Below are 16178 nucleotides of genomic sequence, written 5' to 3'. Positions count from 1 at the left end.
GTCGGGGGGGCTGTACAGCCCGGCGAAGCCGGCCCGGGCGGGCTAGCCTGCAAGCCGGTTTGTCCTGCGAGTCCCCGATGAACGTGATTCCTACGATGTATCGCCTGCTGGCCGCCGTGCCTGTTTGTCTGCTGCTGGGCGCCTGCAGCGTCATGCCGCCCGAGCAGTTTCCGCGCATGGACTCCGTCAATGTCGACCGTTATATGGGCGGATGGTTCGTGATTGCGCATATCCCGCCCGGGGTGGTCAGCGATTCGTACAACAACATCGAGCGCTACCAGCGCGGTGACGGCAACCGCATCAACACGGTGTACACGTATCGGGACGGCGGCTTTGACGGTGAAGCCAAACGAATGGAGCCCACGGGGTTTGTGCTGGACGAAGGCGATGGCGCGGTCTGGGCCATGCAGTTCATCTGGCCCATCAAGATGGAGTACACCATCGCGTATGTGGACGCCGCCTACGAGACCACCATCGTCGCTCGATCCAAGCGCGACTGGGTGTGGATCATGGCGCGTCGCCCGCAGATCGACGAGGCCACCTACCAGGGTCTGGTACAGCGCGTGGCAGCCCTGGGGTACGACGTCGGCCAACTGCGTAAGGTCCCCCAGCAGCCTTTGAACCGGCGTCAGGATGTGGATTTCGAACTGACCACCGATTAGCCCGCGGAGGCGAGCTTTCGACGCGCCAGACGTTGGATGAACCACAGTGCGGTCAGGCAAACCAGCGTGACCAGCACCAACAACGCAATGCGGGTCGGGTCGGGGTGCTCGATCAGCGCCCGCAGCTGATGTCCCACGGCCGTCATGGCCAGCACGCTGGGTAGCAGGCCGACGAAGGTGCCGATGCTGTAGACCACAACACCGATGCCGGCGGCTCCGAGCACCGCATTCACCACCGGATACGGTGCGACAGGCACCAGTCGTAGCACCGCCAGTCCGACCACGCCGCTGCGTCGTAGCAGCTCGATGGTTCGCTCCAGGCGGCGAATCTCCAGCTTCTCCAGCGGCTTGCGGCCGAACAGGCGACCTAGAGCGTACCCGGCCAGGCCGGCCGCCATGCTGCCGTACATGGCGTAGACAAACCCCCAGCCGGCGCCCAGCGTCAGAATCATCGTCATGTTGAGCACCAGCGTCGGAAACAGTACGGCATTGCCCAGCAGGTAAATCAGCAGGACCGTCAGCGGTGCCCAGGGGCTATCGACATAGGCCCCGAGCAACTCGGCCACCCGCTCGGGTCGTGCCAGCTCGGATAGCGGGGTGAATCGCCACAGTGCGGCCAACGCGGCAAGCACCACCACCAGCCCGATGGACACGATGGCCGCCTTACGACGCAGGGTTCGACCAGGGGATTGTTGCTGGGGGTCTGACATCAAGACAGGAGATGACGTGGGCGCACTACCCTAACATCGGCCCCGGCCGGCCCTGGGGTTCGGTCGCATCGGTCCAAGCGTTTAGCTAGGCTTGCTGCAGCGAAGGAGAGCACTGCAAGGCAAGGAGCACAGCGTGGAGATGAGCATTCATCCCATCGATATCGGGCTAATCGTCGGCTATTTCGCCATCGTGATTGGAATCGGCGTCTACGTGTCGCGCCAGACCAAAAGCGGTGATGATTTGTTCCTCGCCGGGCGTGCCTTGGGCTTCGGCGTCATCGGTTTTTCGCTGTTCGCGTCCAATATTTCCGCCCAGACGCTCATCGGTCTGGCGGGCGATGCCTATGCCACCGGGATTGCCGTCTCTGCCTACGAGTGGATGGCCGGGCTCATCCTCGTGTTCACGGCCATCTTCGTCTTGCCGTTCTACATCCGCACCCGGATCTCCACGGTTCCGGAGTTTCTGGCCAAACGCTACGACGACCGTGTGCGGCTTTATCTGTCCTGCATCACCATCTTCCTGTCGATTGTGGTCGATATGGCGGGCGGGCTTTACGCCGGGTCGCTGGTGCTCGACAAGCTGTTCTTTCCGGATAGCGGGGGGCAGCACCTGTTCTGGTTTTGCCTGGGACTGGGATTGTTTGCCGGGATCTACACCGCCGCCGGTGGGCTGAAGGCAGTGGTGCTGACGGATGTGCTGCAGGCCGTCATCCTGATTGTCGGATCGGCCGCCATGGGGCTCATTATTTTCGACCGCTTCGACTGGTCCTGGGCCAAGGCCACCGAGGCCGTCCCGCCCGAGCATTTGTCCATCATCCGGCCCGCCGATGACGATGTGCTGCCCTGGCCCGGCCTGTTGCTGGGCGTGCCGCTGATCGGCTTTTACTACTGGACCATGAACCAGTACATCATCCAGCGCGCACTGGGGGCTCGCGACCTGCAGGCTGCGCGCAGCGGCGCCATGCTCGGCGGGGCGCTGAAGCTATTGCCGTTGTTCATCATGATTCTGCCGGCGGCATTTGCGATTTCGCTATTCCCCGACATCGAGAACAAGGATCAGGTGTTTCCGACCATGGTGACCGAGCTGCTGCCGGTGGGGGCGGTGGGGCTGGTGATGGCCGGGTTGATTGCCGCCATCATGTCGTCGGTGGATTCCACGCTGAACTCAGCATCGACATTGGTGACACTGGACTTCATCAAACCCAGGCGACCCCATCTGACACCCGAGCAAACGGCCCGCATCGGACGCATCTGCACCTTCGTCTTCATGGCGATTGCCATTGCCTGGGCGCCGCAGATCAAGGACTTTCCGGGGCTTTGGAACTACATCCAGTCGGCATTTGCGTACATCACGACGCCATTGGTTGCGATCTTCCTGGTCGGCATTTTTTGGAAGGGTGCCCACCCCAAAGCCGGGTTCTGGGCACTGGCACTGGGCCATGGCAGCTCGGCCATCTTGTTCGTGCTAGGCCCGGTCAGCGGTGTTATCGATGTCCATTTCACGATCATGGCCATCGTGCTGACGGCCTGGACCGCGGTGTTGCTGGTGCTGGTGTCCTGGGCGATGGGGCGCGACTTCACGCTGCCACAGCACATCACCTGGCCGCCGGACGAGCGGTCCAAGCAGATGCGTCCGGGCGGGATACTCACGGATTATCGGTTGCAGGCCGGCGTGCTCGTGCTGCTGACGGTGCTGATGGTGCTCGCCTTCTGGTGACACCCGGGCGACGGGGCGACCGTCGGGCTCAATCCAATTAATACGCAATGACATCAAGATCGAGGGAGACAACATGAAGCTGATCGGTACCCCACAAACTGTGAGCACGGCTCGCGTGGATTACTTCCTGGCCGAGAAAGGGTTGGAGCTGGACAAAGAGATCGTCGACCTGCGTGCGGGCGTCCACAAGTCGCCGGAGTATCGCGCACGGGTCCCCAATGGTCGGACGCCAGCGCTGGAACTGGATAATGGCGTGATCATCTGCGAAACCATGGCGATCTGCCGCTATATCGAAGCGATTCACCCGGAGCCGAATTTGTTCGGACTGCGGCCGGAGCAACAAGGTTTGGTCGAGATGTGGAATCGGATGATGGAGTTCGAGGTGATGTTGCCCATGGCGATGTGCTTTCGGCATACACACCCGGGCATGAAGATGGCCGAGGATCAGGTGCCTGAATGGGGCGAAAAGCAGCGCGTTGTGGCAGAGAAGCGCCTGAAGCGGCTGGATAAGACCTTGGCAGATCAGGCTTTTGTTGCCGGTGACGCACTGACGGTGGCCGACATTACGGCGTACTGCGCCCTGCGTTTCTTTCAGCTCAGCGGATTTGCACCGGCCGACGACCAGCCAAATCTGCAGCGATGGTATGACGCCATGGCCAGTCGGCCGGCCGCCAAGGCAGCTTACGGCGACAAGACCCGCTAGGCCGGACCCCGGGTCGTCGGATCAGGCGACGGCCCGGTCTCCTCGCAGCCAGCGCCAGCTATCGAACAGGTCGAAGGCGACGGACGTGCCATTGACCGCGAGCAGCAGGGCGGCGTACACCCGTTCGCCGTCGCTGGCCTCTGTTGCTGTTAGCCGCAGGGCTGCGTAGGCGCAAAGCGGAATCCATACCAGCAGGTGGGGTATCGCCAATGCGCGGCTATATCCCTGCTGGATGAGGACCATCGGGAGGTTGATTGCGATGATCGCGGCCAGCGCCCAGCTGGCCCAGTAGCCCGTGGGCCAGTGCGTGAGCAGCAGCGCGGCTGCATTGACCAAGCCCAGGCCGCCCAGAATCCAGACGCGGACCCACAAGGGCAGTCGCATGAATGACTGGTTCGACGCGATAAAGCGTCGCCACAGCGCGCTCATGGCTCCAGTCGCTCGCGCTGCCAGTCGCCGTGCTCGCCACGCCGGTAGCAGATGCGGTCGTGCAGCCGATTGTTGCGCCCCTGCCAGAACTCAACGACCGCCGGGCGCAGCCAGTAGCCACCCCAGAAATCCGGAATCGGGATGTCCTCGTCCCCGAATTGTTCGGCGACGGCCTCCACACGGGCTTCCAGCGCCTCGCGGGAGTCGACCGGCCGGGACTGTTCGGATGCCCAGGCCCCGATACGGCTGCCCCGCGGTCGGCTCTGGAAATAGTGGTCGGCCTCGGATTGCGGCATGCGCTGCACCGGCCCGGCCAGCCGGACCTGGCGTTGCAGGCGATCCCACCAAAAGCACAGCGCAGCGCGTGGGTTGGCGGCGAGGTCTCGCCCCTTGTTGCTGTCGTGATTGGTGTAGAACGCGACGCCATCGTCGGCGAATTGCTTGACCAGAACAATGCGCGCCGCCGGCATGCCGGAGTCGTCCGCGGTTGCTAGCGTGGCGGCAACCGGTTCGATTTGCCCGGCCTCACGGGCGGCGGCGACCCAGTCCCGTACGCCTTCCAGCGGATTGCTCGGCAGATCGCCTAACTCCAGGCCGGTTTGCTCATGCAGGGTGTACTGGGCCATCAGCATTCGATTCAGCAAAGTGGGCAGGCATGATGCCTGGACTGCCCGGTCGCTGTCTGTTCGTCCAGGCGACTGCCTAGCGCCCGGCTCCGGTGGGCAGGGTGCGTAGTCCCGGGCGCTCGGACTTCTGGCGGTACATGCGTCGGTCTGCCGCGGCGACCAGCTCCTGTTCCGTCAGGCCATCCGCCGGCGCCTGTGCATAGCCGATGGAGCCGCGCACGATGATCGAGGTCCCGTTGAAGCTGACGGGGCGGTCGAACACGGTGCGAAAACGCGCCAGCACCGATTCCACCGACTGCGGTTCGTTGGCGCTCAGGTAGATGGCGAATTCATCACCGCCCCAGCGGGCCGGCAGGTCGGCTTCCCGACTGAGTGTGATCAGCCGATTAGCCACCTCGGCGAGAACGGCGTCGCCGGCGCGGTGGCCCATGCTGTCGTTGATCTGTTTGAAACCATCCAGGTCAACGAAAATCAGGATGAATCCCCGGCGGCCGTGGACTCGCAGCTGGTGCAGGCCCTGACGAATGCGCTCGTCCAGGCGCCGCCGGTTGGCCAAGCCGGTCAGCGTGTCCTCCTGCGACAGGCGGATCAAATCTTCGCGGTGTTGCAGGCCCATATAGAGGCTGAATGCCAGCGACAAGGCCAAAATCACGGCAAAGCCGCGCAGAACCCAGAGCGTGACCACCGTCCGGGGATCGCGCTGGGGTTCCGCGACGTAATTCCAGCCGAAGTCCGATACCAGCAGCGGATGGCCGGGGGCGTCGAAGAGGTCGGCAGCGCCCCACATGACGGCGCCCCCCGGGCCGTCATCACGCACGGCAACCGACAAATCCCGAAACGCCGGGTCGGCAAAGACGTCCAGCAGCAATCCGCGAATATCGATCACGGTGCTGAGCAGCCCCCAGTACTCGCCCTGCCGGAAGATGGGCGCGCGGTAGATCACGCCCTGCCCGCCCTGGGCCAGGTCCAGCAGTGGTGACAAGGTGGGTTGGCCGGAGTTAATGGCTTGTTGCACGGCTTCGTACTGGCGCGGCAGCTTGCGGTAATCCAGCCCCACGGCGGTTGAGTTGCCGGCTTCCGGATACACGTGTGCCAGCACATAGCCGATGGCCAGCCCGAAGTTGCGGACATGTTCGGTGTCGGCGTAGAGCAGCGCGAACAACTCGGTGACTTCACCGGCGTCCAGACGGTCTGCGTTCAAGGTGAAATACGCGCTGAGGCCGCTGCTTAGATACAGCAACGAGCCCAGCTCGCTCTCGACGCGGGCCTGTGCCTGTCCGAGTGCGACGGCCGCATCGGTGTGCGCTTCGGCCTGGGCAGATTGCTCGTAGAGCCGGATACAGGCCTCGCCGATGGCGAGTATGGCGGCGAAAAGCAGGGCCGCACAGACGCGCCAGCGCAGCTCCGGAGAGCACTGCGCCCAGATCATGGATAGTTTGATGCCTGTTGCGGAACTCAAACTCAAATGCCTGCTGGTCTGCCTCGAATCAACGACGGGCGCACGATTAATCTACGTGCTCGCGCGTTTATAGCCGACATGGTGTAAACCGGTGGTCATCACGCCGCTGACGACGCCTGAATTGGCCCACCGTTGTTCTGCTGACGCAATCCGCTAATCGGTTCGCGGGTCGGCGACGCGGCTGAAATTCACGGAGTCTTTACGATCCCTCTGGCCGAGTTGCCAACGGTGGGCGTGAGTTCCGGCGACGCCCCGTTACCATAGGCGCTCATTTGGCCCAGGCATTGCCCCATGGAACAGGGACGCGCTCTCCGCGTACATCGACAGGAACAGGGGACCGAGGCCCGGATCGAGGCCTGGTCGGCGCCGGATCCGGGGCCGGGCGAGTTGCGCATCCGGGCGCAGTGGTCCGGCCTGAACTACAAGGACGCGCTGGCGGTCACCGGCAAGGGCAAGATTCTCCGACAGTTTCCCCTGACCGCCGGGATCGACGTCTCAGGTGTGGTCGAGGCATCACGCGCCGAAGGGTTTTTCGAAGGCGATCCTGTGCTGGTGACGGGCTATGGCCTGTCGGAGACGCGGGATGGCGGTTTGGCCACATCGGTGACCCTGCCCGCTGATCGTGTCGTCCGGTTGCCTGAAGGCTTGTCACTACGGGAGGCCATGGCCTACGGCACCGCCGGCTTCACGGCCGGTCTGGCCATGTCACGGTTGCTCGACAACGGACAGGATCCCGAATTGGGGCCTGTGGCGGTCACCGGCGCGACCGGCGGGGTGGGTTCGTATGCCATCGCGATTCTCAGCCAGCTGGGCTACGACGTGCACGCCGTCTCGCGCAAGGCGTCCGCGGCAGATTATCTCCGTGGCCTGGGCGCCTCCGAGATCATCGCTCCCGATGATCTGGCCATTGGTGATCGACCGCTGGAATCCGGACGCTACGGTGGTGTCATCGACAATGTCGGGGGCGATTTGCTGTCCCGTCTGGTGCGCAGCGTTGTTGAATACGGCAATGTCGCGAGCATCGGTTTGGCCGGAGGCGTCAAGCTGGATTTGACGGTGCTGCCACTGATTCTGCGGGGTGTGTCGATGGTGGGTATCCACTCGGTGGAGTGCCCGATGTCGCGCCGGCTCGATGTCTGGGATCACCTGGCCAGCGACTGGAAGCCGGCAGTGATGAACACCATCGTGACGCGCGAGATCGGGTTGGATGAAGTGCCGGCTGCTTGCGCGGACATGATGGCTGGGTCACAGACCGGTCGCACGGTGGTCCGGTTGGGCGACTAGACCCTGGGGTCACGCCAACAAAAAAGGGGCGACCCGTTTGCACAGGTCGCCCCTCGCGTAGAGCCGCGCACAGCGCGGACTCACGCCTTTGCGGCACCGAATTATTCGGCGGTTTCGTCTTCCATCTCGGCGGAGCTAGACGCAATCGCAGAGAATTCGGCGCGGGTCAGCATGTCGTCATGGTTCTCATCCACTTCGTTAAAGCGTATGGACGCGGTGCTATCCGCTTCGGCCTCGGCCTGGCTGATCATGCCGTCGCCATTGGCGTCCAGCGTCGAGAACTCGGTGTCTGTCTGTCCAGACAGGTCGATGCCCACATCGGCGTTGACGTCAGCGCCCAGCGTGTTGCCGGCGAGTGCAGAGCCTGCGAACAGGGCGGCGGCGGTGGTGATGATGAATCGGGTCATGTCGTGACCTCCTGTCATGCGAATGAATAGCAAGTGATGCGCTATCCATCGCGCAATCGGCGTGCCACAAAAATCACACGATAAATCAGCAGCTTAGTGCCGAGTTCTGTCGCTTGTTAGAGACAGGGGCCTGTTGCGCGGCGGAGCGGTATCCCTCGCAAACCCTGGCGGATTCAGCGGCTTCGCCCCGTCGCGACAACCCGACAGCCCTCAGTGCGTGAACTGCGCGCCGTTCACCGGAATGTTCGCGCCATTGATGTAAGCCGTGGTCGGGCGGCATAGAAAGGCGACGACCTCCGCGATCTCCTCCGGCCGTCCGAAACGACCCGCCGGTATGCCGGCGAGAATGCGCTCGCGCACCGGCTCCGGCACCGCGCGAATCATCGGGGAATCGATATAGCCCGGCGACACGGTATTGACGGTGATGTTGTGTCGGGCCACTTCCTGAGCCAGTGCCATGGTGAAGCCGTGCATCCCGGCCTTGGCCGCAGAGTAATTGGTCTGGCCGAACTGGCCCTTTTGGCCGTTTACAGACGATATGTTCACGATGCGACCATTTTCAGCGGCGATCATGCCGGGAATGACCTGTCGACAGCTGTTGAACACGCTGTTGAGATTGGCATCCATGACCGCCTGCCAAGCCGCGACATCCATGCGTTTTAGCGGTGCGTCCCGCGTGATACCGGCGGCGTTGACCAGCGCCTCAACAGGCCCCATCTCCGCGGCAATGGCTGCCAGTGTGTCGCCGGCGGCCGCAAAGTCGGCCAACTCCGCCAGCCAGGCCTTGACGGGGAAGCCGGCCTGCTGAACCCACTGTTCGATGCGATCGGCTTCGCTGGGGTGTCCGATGGCGGCCACCGTCCAGCCGTCGGCGGCCAGGGCGCGGCAGATCTCCGTTCCGATGGTCCCGGTGCCTCCGGTGACGATGGCGATGCGCTGTTCCATTGTGTGCTCCTCTCGTTGCTAGCGTCCCCGGTATCGAGTCGCCGGGTTGTGATCTTGTGATGGGCCGCACCGGGCCCTGCCGGGTTCGTCGCAGTCTGATTGTGGTTGACAGCGGCCGAAGCGAGCTCTAGCGTACTGAAACCTGAATCACCTGTCAGGTTAGAGCGGCAAGACCCGTATCAAGCGGGCAAGACCGCCGGCATTCAAGCCACCGACAGGGCCCGTGTGCGAGACAAGCCGGCCGGATCACGGCCCGAGGACGAGACATGACGCGCAACGACAAAGTCGTGGCGATCAAGAAGCCTGCAACCAAACGCGGAGAGGCCACGCGCCGCCGTTTGCTGGCTGCGGCCGAAGCCGAGTTCGGCCAGAAGGGCTATCACGCCGCCTCGGTCTCCGGGATTACCAGCGAAGCGGGTGTCGGACAGGGGACTTACTACCTGTACTTCGACAGCAAGGAAGCGGCTTTTCGCGCACTGGTTGCTGACGTGTCCGTCGGCGTGCGGCGGGCCATGGCCGAAGCGGTCTCCGGTGCACCCGATCGCATGACCGCCGAACGCATGGGTCTCGAAGGCTTTGTCCGCTATGTGTTCGAGCATCCCCATCTGTACCGGATCATCCAGGAGTCGCAGTTCGTCGACGAGGCCCTGTTTAAGTGCTACTACCGAGACTTGGCCGCGGGGTACGCAGCCGTGCTGGCACAGGCGACCGACTGCGGGGAGCTCGCGCCCGGTGACGCCGAAACACGGGCCTGGGCCATCATGGGCATTGGCCATTTTCTGGGGCTGAGATTCGCGGTCTGGGACGGGATTGAAACCCCGGCTGCTGTCATGGACGCCGTCATGGACCTGCTGGCCAACGGGATGGCCCCCCGATGACCCACGTGGGCGTCACCGGGCTTGGCAGTTACCTGCCAGAGCGTCGCATGACCGCCGCGGACATCGCGGCCGCCGCGGATCTGCCGGAATGGGTGGTGACCGACAAGTTGGGCATTCGCGAGAAGCGACTCCCCGGGCCGGACGACCACACCAACACCATGGGTGTGAAAGCGGCCGAACGAGCGCTGACGGATGCCGGCGTTGCCGCGGACGAGGTCGACGTGGTCATCTCGATGAACGAGGAGCACAAGGACTACCCGGTCTGGACATCGGGTATCAAGCTGGCCCATGACTTGGGTGCCCACCGCGCTTGGGCCTACGACATCGGCCAGAAATGTGGGACCAGCGTGCTGGCCCTTAAGCAGGCGCGTGACCTGATTGTCGCCGACCCCCGCGTGAACACCGTGCTGATCGCGGGCGGCTATCGCAACTGCGACCTGATTGACTACCGCGACCCCAATGTTCGGTTCCTCTACAACCTGGCGGCCGGCGGCGCGGCGATGGTGGTACAGCGCGGTGAGCGGGGACATCGCATCCTCGACAGCGCCTTTCGTACAGACGGCGCGTTCTCTTTGGATGTCATTGTTCCGGTCGGTGGAACGCGGACGCCGCTTGCGGCCGACAATGTCGGCGACTATCGCCTGACGGTCCCCGACCCGGCCGGTATGAAGGCGCGCCTGGATGCAAAGTCGATGGCGAACTTCGTCGGTGTGGTCGAGGACGCCCTGGCCCGTTCTGGACGAACGCCGGGCGATGTCGATCACGTTGCGATGCTGCACATGAAACGCAGCGCGCACGACCATGTGCTGGACACCCTGGGCATTCCGCGGGAACGCTCCATTTACCTGGCTGATTACGGCCATATGGGGCAGGTCGATCAGGTGTTATCGCTCCAGCTGGCGGCTGCCGATGGGCGTTTGCCGGCAGGCGGCCTGGCCGTCCTGGTCGCCGCGGGCATCGGCTATGTCTGGAACGCGATCTGCCTGGAATGGTCGGGCGAATGAGCATGCACCCCCTCTTATCGGCGCTGCGGTCCGAACGACCTGCACTGCACTGGGCAGGTTGCTGGTACGACTACGCAGAACTGGCCGAGCGCGCGCTGCGCTGCGCCGCAGGATTGCAGGATCGCGGCGTGCAGCCGGGTGACGCCGTCGCCGTGCTCGCGCCCAATCACATCATTCATGTCGACCTGATGCTGGCCTGCATGCAGACGGGTGTCGTCTACGCTCCGCTGAATACGAGACTGGCCGCCCCGGAACAGCACCGCCTGATCCAGCGGATTCGACCGGCGCAGGTTTTCTGCGCCCCGGATTGGGAAGACCGGATCGGACAACCCACCTGCCCGATCGAATCTGTCGATCCAAGTGAGGCTTGGCTGGGCGCGTCGCCGCTTCTGGACCTGCCGCCGGCAGACCGAACAGCGACCGCGATGCTGTTGCAAACCGGCGGTAGCACCGGGTTGCCAAAAGCCGCGTGTATTCCCTTGCGGCAGATCCTCGCCAACGCGCGCAATACGGTGCTGGCTTGGGGCCTTAGCCGCGACGACTGTGTGCTGCAGGCCACGCCCGCGTTTCATGCGGCGGTGAATGTCTTGAGTACGCCCATCTGGTCGACAGGCGGACGGGTGGTGTGGCTTCCGCAGTTTGACCCGGGCGCCTATCTGGCTGACGTGCAGCAGCACCAGGCAACGGTCCTGTTCCTGGTGCCCACCATGTACCAAATGCTGGCCGAGCATCCGGCATTCGAAACCGCTGACCTGAGCAGCGTTCGATTTGCAATTTCGGGTGGAGCGCCTTGCCCGGCCCCGATCAGGGCGCGCTTTGCCGCCAAAGGCGTGCCGTTTCGACAGGGCTACGGCCTCACCGAGGCCGGCGTGAACTGCTTCACCATCGACCAGGCCGCCGCTGATCGCGCGCCCGATGCCGTGGGCTGCCCGATGCCGGACACGCAGGCCGTGTTGCGTGATCCCGATGGCCGGCCCGTTGAGCCTGGGGCCGTCGGGGAGCTGACGTTGGCCGGCGAGCACGTTTTCGACGGCTACCTGGGCCAGCCCGATGAGACCGAAGCCGCGCTACGCAACGGTTGGCTGTGGACGGGCGACCTTGCGCGTGTGGGTGAGGATGGCCTTTGGCGCATTGTCGGCCGGCGCAAGGAGCTGTTCATCTCCGGGGGCGAGAACGTCTACCCCGCAGAGGTGGAGCAGGCGGTCGTGACCCACACACCGGCGACACAATGCGCCGTTCTGCCTGTGCCGGACGCCCGCTGGGGTGAGGCCGGCGTGGCGGCCGTCGCAGGCTGCGACTGGCCCATCGAGCAGCTACGCGAGGCGCTCAAACCCCATCTGGCCGGATACAAAATCCCGCGCCATGTGCTGCATCTCACCGAGCTCCCGACCACGGGTGCCGGAAAAATCGATAAACCGGCGCTTAGACGCCGGGCGATGACCGTGCTGAATCTGGAGGAGACTCATGAACCGGCTGCATCTGGCTAGCCTGGCCCTGCTGCTTGCGTGCTCCGCGCAGGCGCAGGATGTACTTGAACCGGTGCCGCAAATGGGTCGGTACATGCCGTTGTACCCTGGGCAGTACGTCAACCTGGCGTACCTGCGCGACGCCCGGGACAGCAGCTTCGACGCCGATGGGCAGCGAAGGGAATCGGCGGTGCCCACGCTGGAAAACGCCAGCGACATGCCGCGGACGGACGCCGTTGCCACGTTCACCTGGCATTTTCCGCTGTTCGAGGACTACGCCTTTCCGTTTATCTCGTCGCGGACCTGGCTGGCGCGCGTCACCCTGCGCTACGGCGACATGGACACCCGCGGCGCGCTCGCTACCTTCATCAACGATGACAGCGACGATGCCGACACCGATGCGGATGACCTGCGCAACAACGGCGCCGGTGTCGGCGATCTGCTGCTTGAGTTCGGTGGGTTTCTGATCGGCTCGGAGGATTGGCGCAGCGGGGGCCCTCGGCCTTTTGCAGTGCTGCTGACCGGGGGGTTGAACGTGAATCTGGGCCAGTATGACCGCGATGCCCCGACCAGCTCGGGTACGAACACGCCGAGCCTGCGCTTTCATCTCGGTACCCACTGGGCGCCCACGGCATCCACCTTTATCGATGCGGGCGCAGGTCTACGGCTGTTCTACGAAAACCAGGACGCGGCCTTCGGTGCGCTGGCGCCCGACCTGCCGGGGGATGCGCTGGTCTGGGATCTCAGCATCAGCCAACGCCTGGGTCAGCGCGTGTTTGTCTCCGCCTTTGCCACCGGTTATGACGGCGACCCCAATCGCTATGACAACCCGCGCTTTGCCCCGAACCCGCCGGAGCCCGGCACGGGTGGCGACAACTACCCGACCCCGGGTCTTTACTACGATAACGGCGTCCAACGCCGCTCGGCCGGCTTGGGCCTGGAGTGGTTCGCCGGCCAGAACCTGAAGCTGGGCCTACATTGGGATCACCCGCTGTCAGGCGCCAGCGGGCAGTTCGACCTGCCGTATACCGACCGAAATCCGCCCGGTTGCACCCCGGGCTCGGTGGGCTGCACCACCACCGACGGGGAGACGGTCCGCGTCGACGGTTACGGCCACGCCCGGGTGTTCGCTTCCGACCGCTGGATGCTTTCGGCCACCTATCGCTTCGGCGAGGGCGATACGTTCACCTGCGTGGGGTGTGAGCAATGATCCGCGTCATCCTGCTTGCGCTGTGCTGCCTGCCGGGGCTGGCCCGAGCCGGCATCGTGTTCACGCCGCATCTGTCGGAATACGCCATCCAGGCGTCTGCGCCGTACTCGGAATTCACCTTCATCACGACCGAAATCGAGGCCATCTACGACAAGCATGGCAACGAGGTGGAGCTGGGCAGGCCCTTCGTGCCCGCAGGTGACTCAACCGATGCGGTGCTGGCCCTCTATAAATACCTGTGGGTCGGCAACATCTTCCGCGATACCCAGGTGCCGATCCTCAATACCCGCAAACAGTTTTGTCGCGGCATCATCGGATTGGGCTATCAGCAGAACACGGGCGCCATTGCCGAACGCACCCGTCTATTCGGCATCCGCCCCGGCTCCAATGGGCTGTCGGACTTCTACGGGCTTTGCGGGGTTTACGGGCACGAGCACCGCTGGGGACCGATGAAGTGGAATGGGCTGTTTGCCACCACGGTCAAGGCCCCGATCGGTAGCTACGACGAAGACGCGGCGCTCAACATTGGCACCGGATACTGGACGGTGATTCCGCAGCTGGCCTGGCATGCCGAACTGTTCGGCCGGCTCTACATCGATGGCACCTTCGCCTACCAGATCAATGGCGATAACCCGAATCCTTCGTTCGGCGGGCTGACACCAACTCGTCCGGCGGACGTCCGCAACTTCGAAATGAACTTCGCCTGGAAGTTCTCGGAGCACTGGTTTGCCGATATTGGCTACTCGTACCGGGAATCCGTGGGTCCCAATCGGTACGACAAGCTCACCGTTAACTTCAAGGATCAGCCGCTGGCCCCGGATACGGCCTGTGCCAACACCAATGCCGGCACCAGCGTGCTGGGCATGATCGGGATCGATCCGCTGATCACCCCGGAAATCTGCAACAGCCCGGCGCTGGATCAGTTTTATCTGGAACCCCGGCCCGGCCCTTATGAGGATCGCGGTATCCGAGGCCGGCTGGCCACGCTGGGCGTGTACTACATCTATCGCACGTCTTCGGTGTTGCAGGCGCGGGTGGCGATGCCTGTGGGCGGTCGGGGCGGCCAGTTCACCGCGACCTATGACGTCTGCACCCAGCCGGACTGCGGCCCGGGCAATTCGGTCTCCACGGTCGACACCGAACTCTTTGCCGTTCAGGAAGCCGGTGCGGTCTCGGCGTCGCCCTACTTCGAGTTCCGTTTCGTCCACCTGTTCTGGGCGCCATGAGGGGGCGGGTCATGAAGCTTGAACAACGACTGGTCGTGGCGGCGGCCGTGCTGTTACTGGCTGCCTGTGCGCCCCGGGAAGTGCTATTCCCTGCGCTGGGTCTGGACGCGCCGAAGCTGGACCTGTTGCCGGCCGACTTCGAATCGCCCCGTTCCTACGAGACGGAGCAGCCCATGCCGGGGTTCGGCGGTGGCGGCGGTGGGGTGCATCGGGTGCCGGTGATCTGGATTCACGGGAATACGGTGTCCGCCACCTTCTGGCTGCCGGCGCGACAATATTTTCTGGAGCAGGGCTATACCCAGGACGAGACCTGGGCTTTGTCGTACGGCTGGGACAACCCCCGGTATTTCGACTCGACCGACCTGTCGGTGCCCAGCGTGGACCGCATCGTCAACGCGGTGACCAACTATCTGACCCAACTAACCGGCGAGCCGGTGCAGCAGGTCGATGTCATTGGCCATTCGCTGGGGGTGACGCTGGTCCGCCAGTGGATGAAGCAGACCAATAGCTACCATCGCGTCCGCAACTTCATCGGTGTGGCCGGCGCCAACGACGGCGTTTGGACAGCCTGGAACGATACCCGGGGCCAGCAGCGGGGTGTGTCCTGGGAGCTGTTTCCGGATAGCCCCTGGCTCAAGCAGCTGAGTGCCGGGGGCGAAACCCCTGGCCCGACGCGGTACATGATGTTGTATGACGGATCGGGCTGGGGCGACGTGTTGTTCCCCACGCCGTTGGAGGACAGCGGGTCACTGGAGGGCGCGAACAATGTCGCCTTCAACCGTGAGGATGGGATGTATCTGGATCACCTGGAGCTGCCTCGGGCCCCCGAAACCATGGCGGTGATGCTGGACTGGGTGGCCAAGGCGCCCGTCCCGGACGACGGTGCCCGCCGGCCGGTGATGCGTCAGACCGGGCGCCTGTTAACAGCCAGCCAGCCCGGCGCGCTGATTCATTGCACCGACGACGGTTCCCAGCCGGACCGACAGACCCCGGGCACCGAGCGTCTGCTCATGACCGTGGGCCCGGTGTATAGCTGTTATCCACAGCACCCGGAGACGCAGCTGGCCGGGCCCATCGAGCGCTTCGCCTGGGCGGGGGAGCAGGCGCCGGCTCGTGAGGCACCGAGCCTGCAGATCGAACCGGCCGGAGGGGTCTTCGAGCACCCCGTTGAAGTCACGCTGAGCAGTGACGACCCGGATGCCTTCATCGTCTACAACACCAGCGGCACCCCGATCGAGACGGGTTCGCCGCTTTATCGCGAGCCGGTTTACGTGGCGGGCCCGGTCCGGTTCACGGCCATGGCGGTGGGCCCGGATGGGCAACGCTCCGACCCCGTGACCGTGGAGTTCGATATCAGCCTGGAACTGGTCGAGGCCCGGCACACGCTGCAGCGACAGTTCAATCCTGAGACGCCGGTGAACTATGCCGGTGATCGCAAGAAGGGGCGTTAGA

Annotated in this window: 16 protein-coding genes; 10 read left to right on the top strand and 6 right to left on the bottom strand. The window is 64.0% G+C overall.

Going from position 1 to position 16178, the window contains the following annotated elements; genetic code table 11:
- The first annotated feature begins 77 nt into the window (after positions 1-77).
- Complete coding sequence (locus tag DEH80_RS12290) at positions 78-662, top strand: lipocalin family protein (protein ID WP_243412804.1); 585 nt, start codon at positions 78-80, stop codon at positions 660-662.
- Here DEH80_RS12290 and DEH80_RS12285 read toward each other — a convergent pair.
- A complete protein-coding gene (locus DEH80_RS12285) occupies positions 659-1372 on the bottom strand; it encodes a TVP38/TMEM64 family protein (RefSeq protein WP_109720798.1) in 714 nt (237 codons plus the stop codon). The two genes, DEH80_RS12290 and DEH80_RS12285, sit on opposite strands and share 4 nt — an antisense overlap.
- A 139-nt stretch (positions 1373-1511) precedes the next feature.
- On the opposite strand from DEH80_RS12285, the gene DEH80_RS12280 reads away from it, so the two are divergent.
- Complete coding sequence (locus DEH80_RS12280; protein ID WP_109720797.1) at positions 1512-3089, top strand: sodium:solute symporter; 1578 nt, start codon at positions 1512-1514, stop codon at positions 3087-3089.
- A gap of 73 nt (positions 3090-3162) precedes the next feature.
- The gene (locus tag DEH80_RS12275; protein ID WP_109720796.1) at positions 3163-3792 is read left to right on the top strand and encodes a glutathione S-transferase family protein; all 630 of its coding nucleotides are present in this window, start codon (positions 3163-3165) and stop codon (positions 3790-3792) included.
- A 21-nt stretch (positions 3793-3813) separates the two neighbouring features.
- On the opposite strand, the gene DEH80_RS12270 is transcribed toward DEH80_RS12275, so the two are convergent.
- The 3 genes from DEH80_RS12270 to DEH80_RS12260 are packed head-to-tail and all read right to left on the bottom strand — an operon-like array spanning position 3814 to position 6276.
- A complete protein-coding gene (locus tag DEH80_RS12270) occupies positions 3814-4221 on the bottom strand; it encodes a hypothetical protein (RefSeq protein ID WP_109720795.1) in 408 nt (135 codons plus the stop codon).
- Positions 4218-4874, bottom strand: coding sequence for a pyridoxamine 5'-phosphate oxidase (gene pdxH, locus DEH80_RS12265; protein WP_438938292.1), 657 nt, complete (start codon positions 4872-4874; stop codon positions 4218-4220). The genes DEH80_RS12270 and pdxH overlap by 4 nt, the downstream gene beginning before the upstream one ends.
- 49 nt (positions 4875-4923) lie before the next feature.
- The gene (locus DEH80_RS12260; protein ID WP_109720794.1) at positions 4924-6276 is read right to left on the bottom strand and encodes a GGDEF domain-containing protein; all 1353 of its coding nucleotides are present in this window, start codon (positions 6274-6276) and stop codon (positions 4924-4926) included.
- 321 nt (positions 6277-6597) lie between these two features.
- Between DEH80_RS12260 and DEH80_RS12255 the strand changes: the two genes are divergently transcribed.
- The gene (locus DEH80_RS12255; RefSeq protein ID WP_109720793.1) at positions 6598-7590 is read left to right on the top strand and encodes a YhdH/YhfP family quinone oxidoreductase; all 993 of its coding nucleotides are present in this window, start codon (positions 6598-6600) and stop codon (positions 7588-7590) included.
- 101 nt (positions 7591-7691) lie between these two features.
- Here the strand turns inward: DEH80_RS12255 and DEH80_RS12250 are convergent, their stop codons facing one another.
- Together DEH80_RS12250 and phbB are read right to left on the bottom strand one after the other, a co-directional pair.
- Positions 7692-7997, bottom strand: coding sequence for an EF-hand domain-containing protein (locus DEH80_RS12250; protein WP_109720792.1), 306 nt, complete (start codon positions 7995-7997; stop codon positions 7692-7694).
- A gap of 210 nt (positions 7998-8207) precedes the next feature.
- Positions 8208-8942: an acetoacetyl-CoA reductase gene (gene phbB, locus DEH80_RS12245; protein ID WP_109720791.1), complete on the bottom strand. Its 735-nt coding sequence runs from the start codon at positions 8940-8942 to the stop codon at positions 8208-8210.
- A gap of 266 nt (positions 8943-9208) precedes the next feature.
- Between phbB and DEH80_RS12240 the strand changes: the two genes are divergently transcribed.
- The 6 genes from DEH80_RS12240 to DEH80_RS12215 are packed head-to-tail and all read left to right on the top strand — an operon-like array spanning position 9209 to position 16177.
- On the top strand, positions 9209-9820 hold the full coding sequence (locus DEH80_RS12240) for a TetR/AcrR family transcriptional regulator (RefSeq protein ID WP_109720790.1): 612 nt from the start codon (positions 9209-9211) through the stop codon (positions 9818-9820).
- Entirely contained in the window at positions 9817-10824 is a 1008-nt protein-coding gene (locus DEH80_RS12235; protein ID WP_109720789.1) for a 3-oxoacyl-ACP synthase, read from the top strand. Before DEH80_RS12240 ends, DEH80_RS12235 begins: the two co-directional genes overlap by 4 nt.
- 2 nt (positions 10825-10826) lie before the next feature.
- Entirely contained in the window at positions 10827-12311 is a 1485-nt protein-coding gene (locus DEH80_RS12230) for a class I adenylate-forming enzyme family protein (RefSeq protein ID WP_207774583.1), read from the top strand.
- Positions 12289-13500, top strand: a complete 1212-nt coding sequence (locus DEH80_RS12225; protein ID WP_109720787.1) for a transporter — start codon at positions 12289-12291, stop codon at positions 13498-13500. Before DEH80_RS12230 ends, DEH80_RS12225 begins: the two co-directional genes overlap by 23 nt.
- The gene (locus DEH80_RS12220; protein WP_109720786.1) at positions 13497-14726 is read left to right on the top strand and encodes a transporter; all 1230 of its coding nucleotides are present in this window, start codon (positions 13497-13499) and stop codon (positions 14724-14726) included. The genes DEH80_RS12225 and DEH80_RS12220 overlap by 4 nt, the downstream gene beginning before the upstream one ends.
- An 11-nt stretch (positions 14727-14737) precedes the next feature.
- Positions 14738-16177: a chitobiase/beta-hexosaminidase C-terminal domain-containing protein gene (locus DEH80_RS12215; RefSeq protein WP_165831456.1), complete on the top strand. Its 1440-nt coding sequence runs from the start codon at positions 14738-14740 to the stop codon at positions 16175-16177.
- Position 16178: the final 1 nt, after the last annotated feature.

Source organism: Abyssibacter profundi (assembly GCF_003151135.1).
Lineage (GTDB): Bacteria > Pseudomonadota > Gammaproteobacteria > Nevskiales > OUC007 > Abyssibacter > Abyssibacter profundi.
The sequence above is the reverse complement of the archived record's forward strand: the minus strand, read 5'-3'. Positions and strand labels throughout refer to the sequence as shown.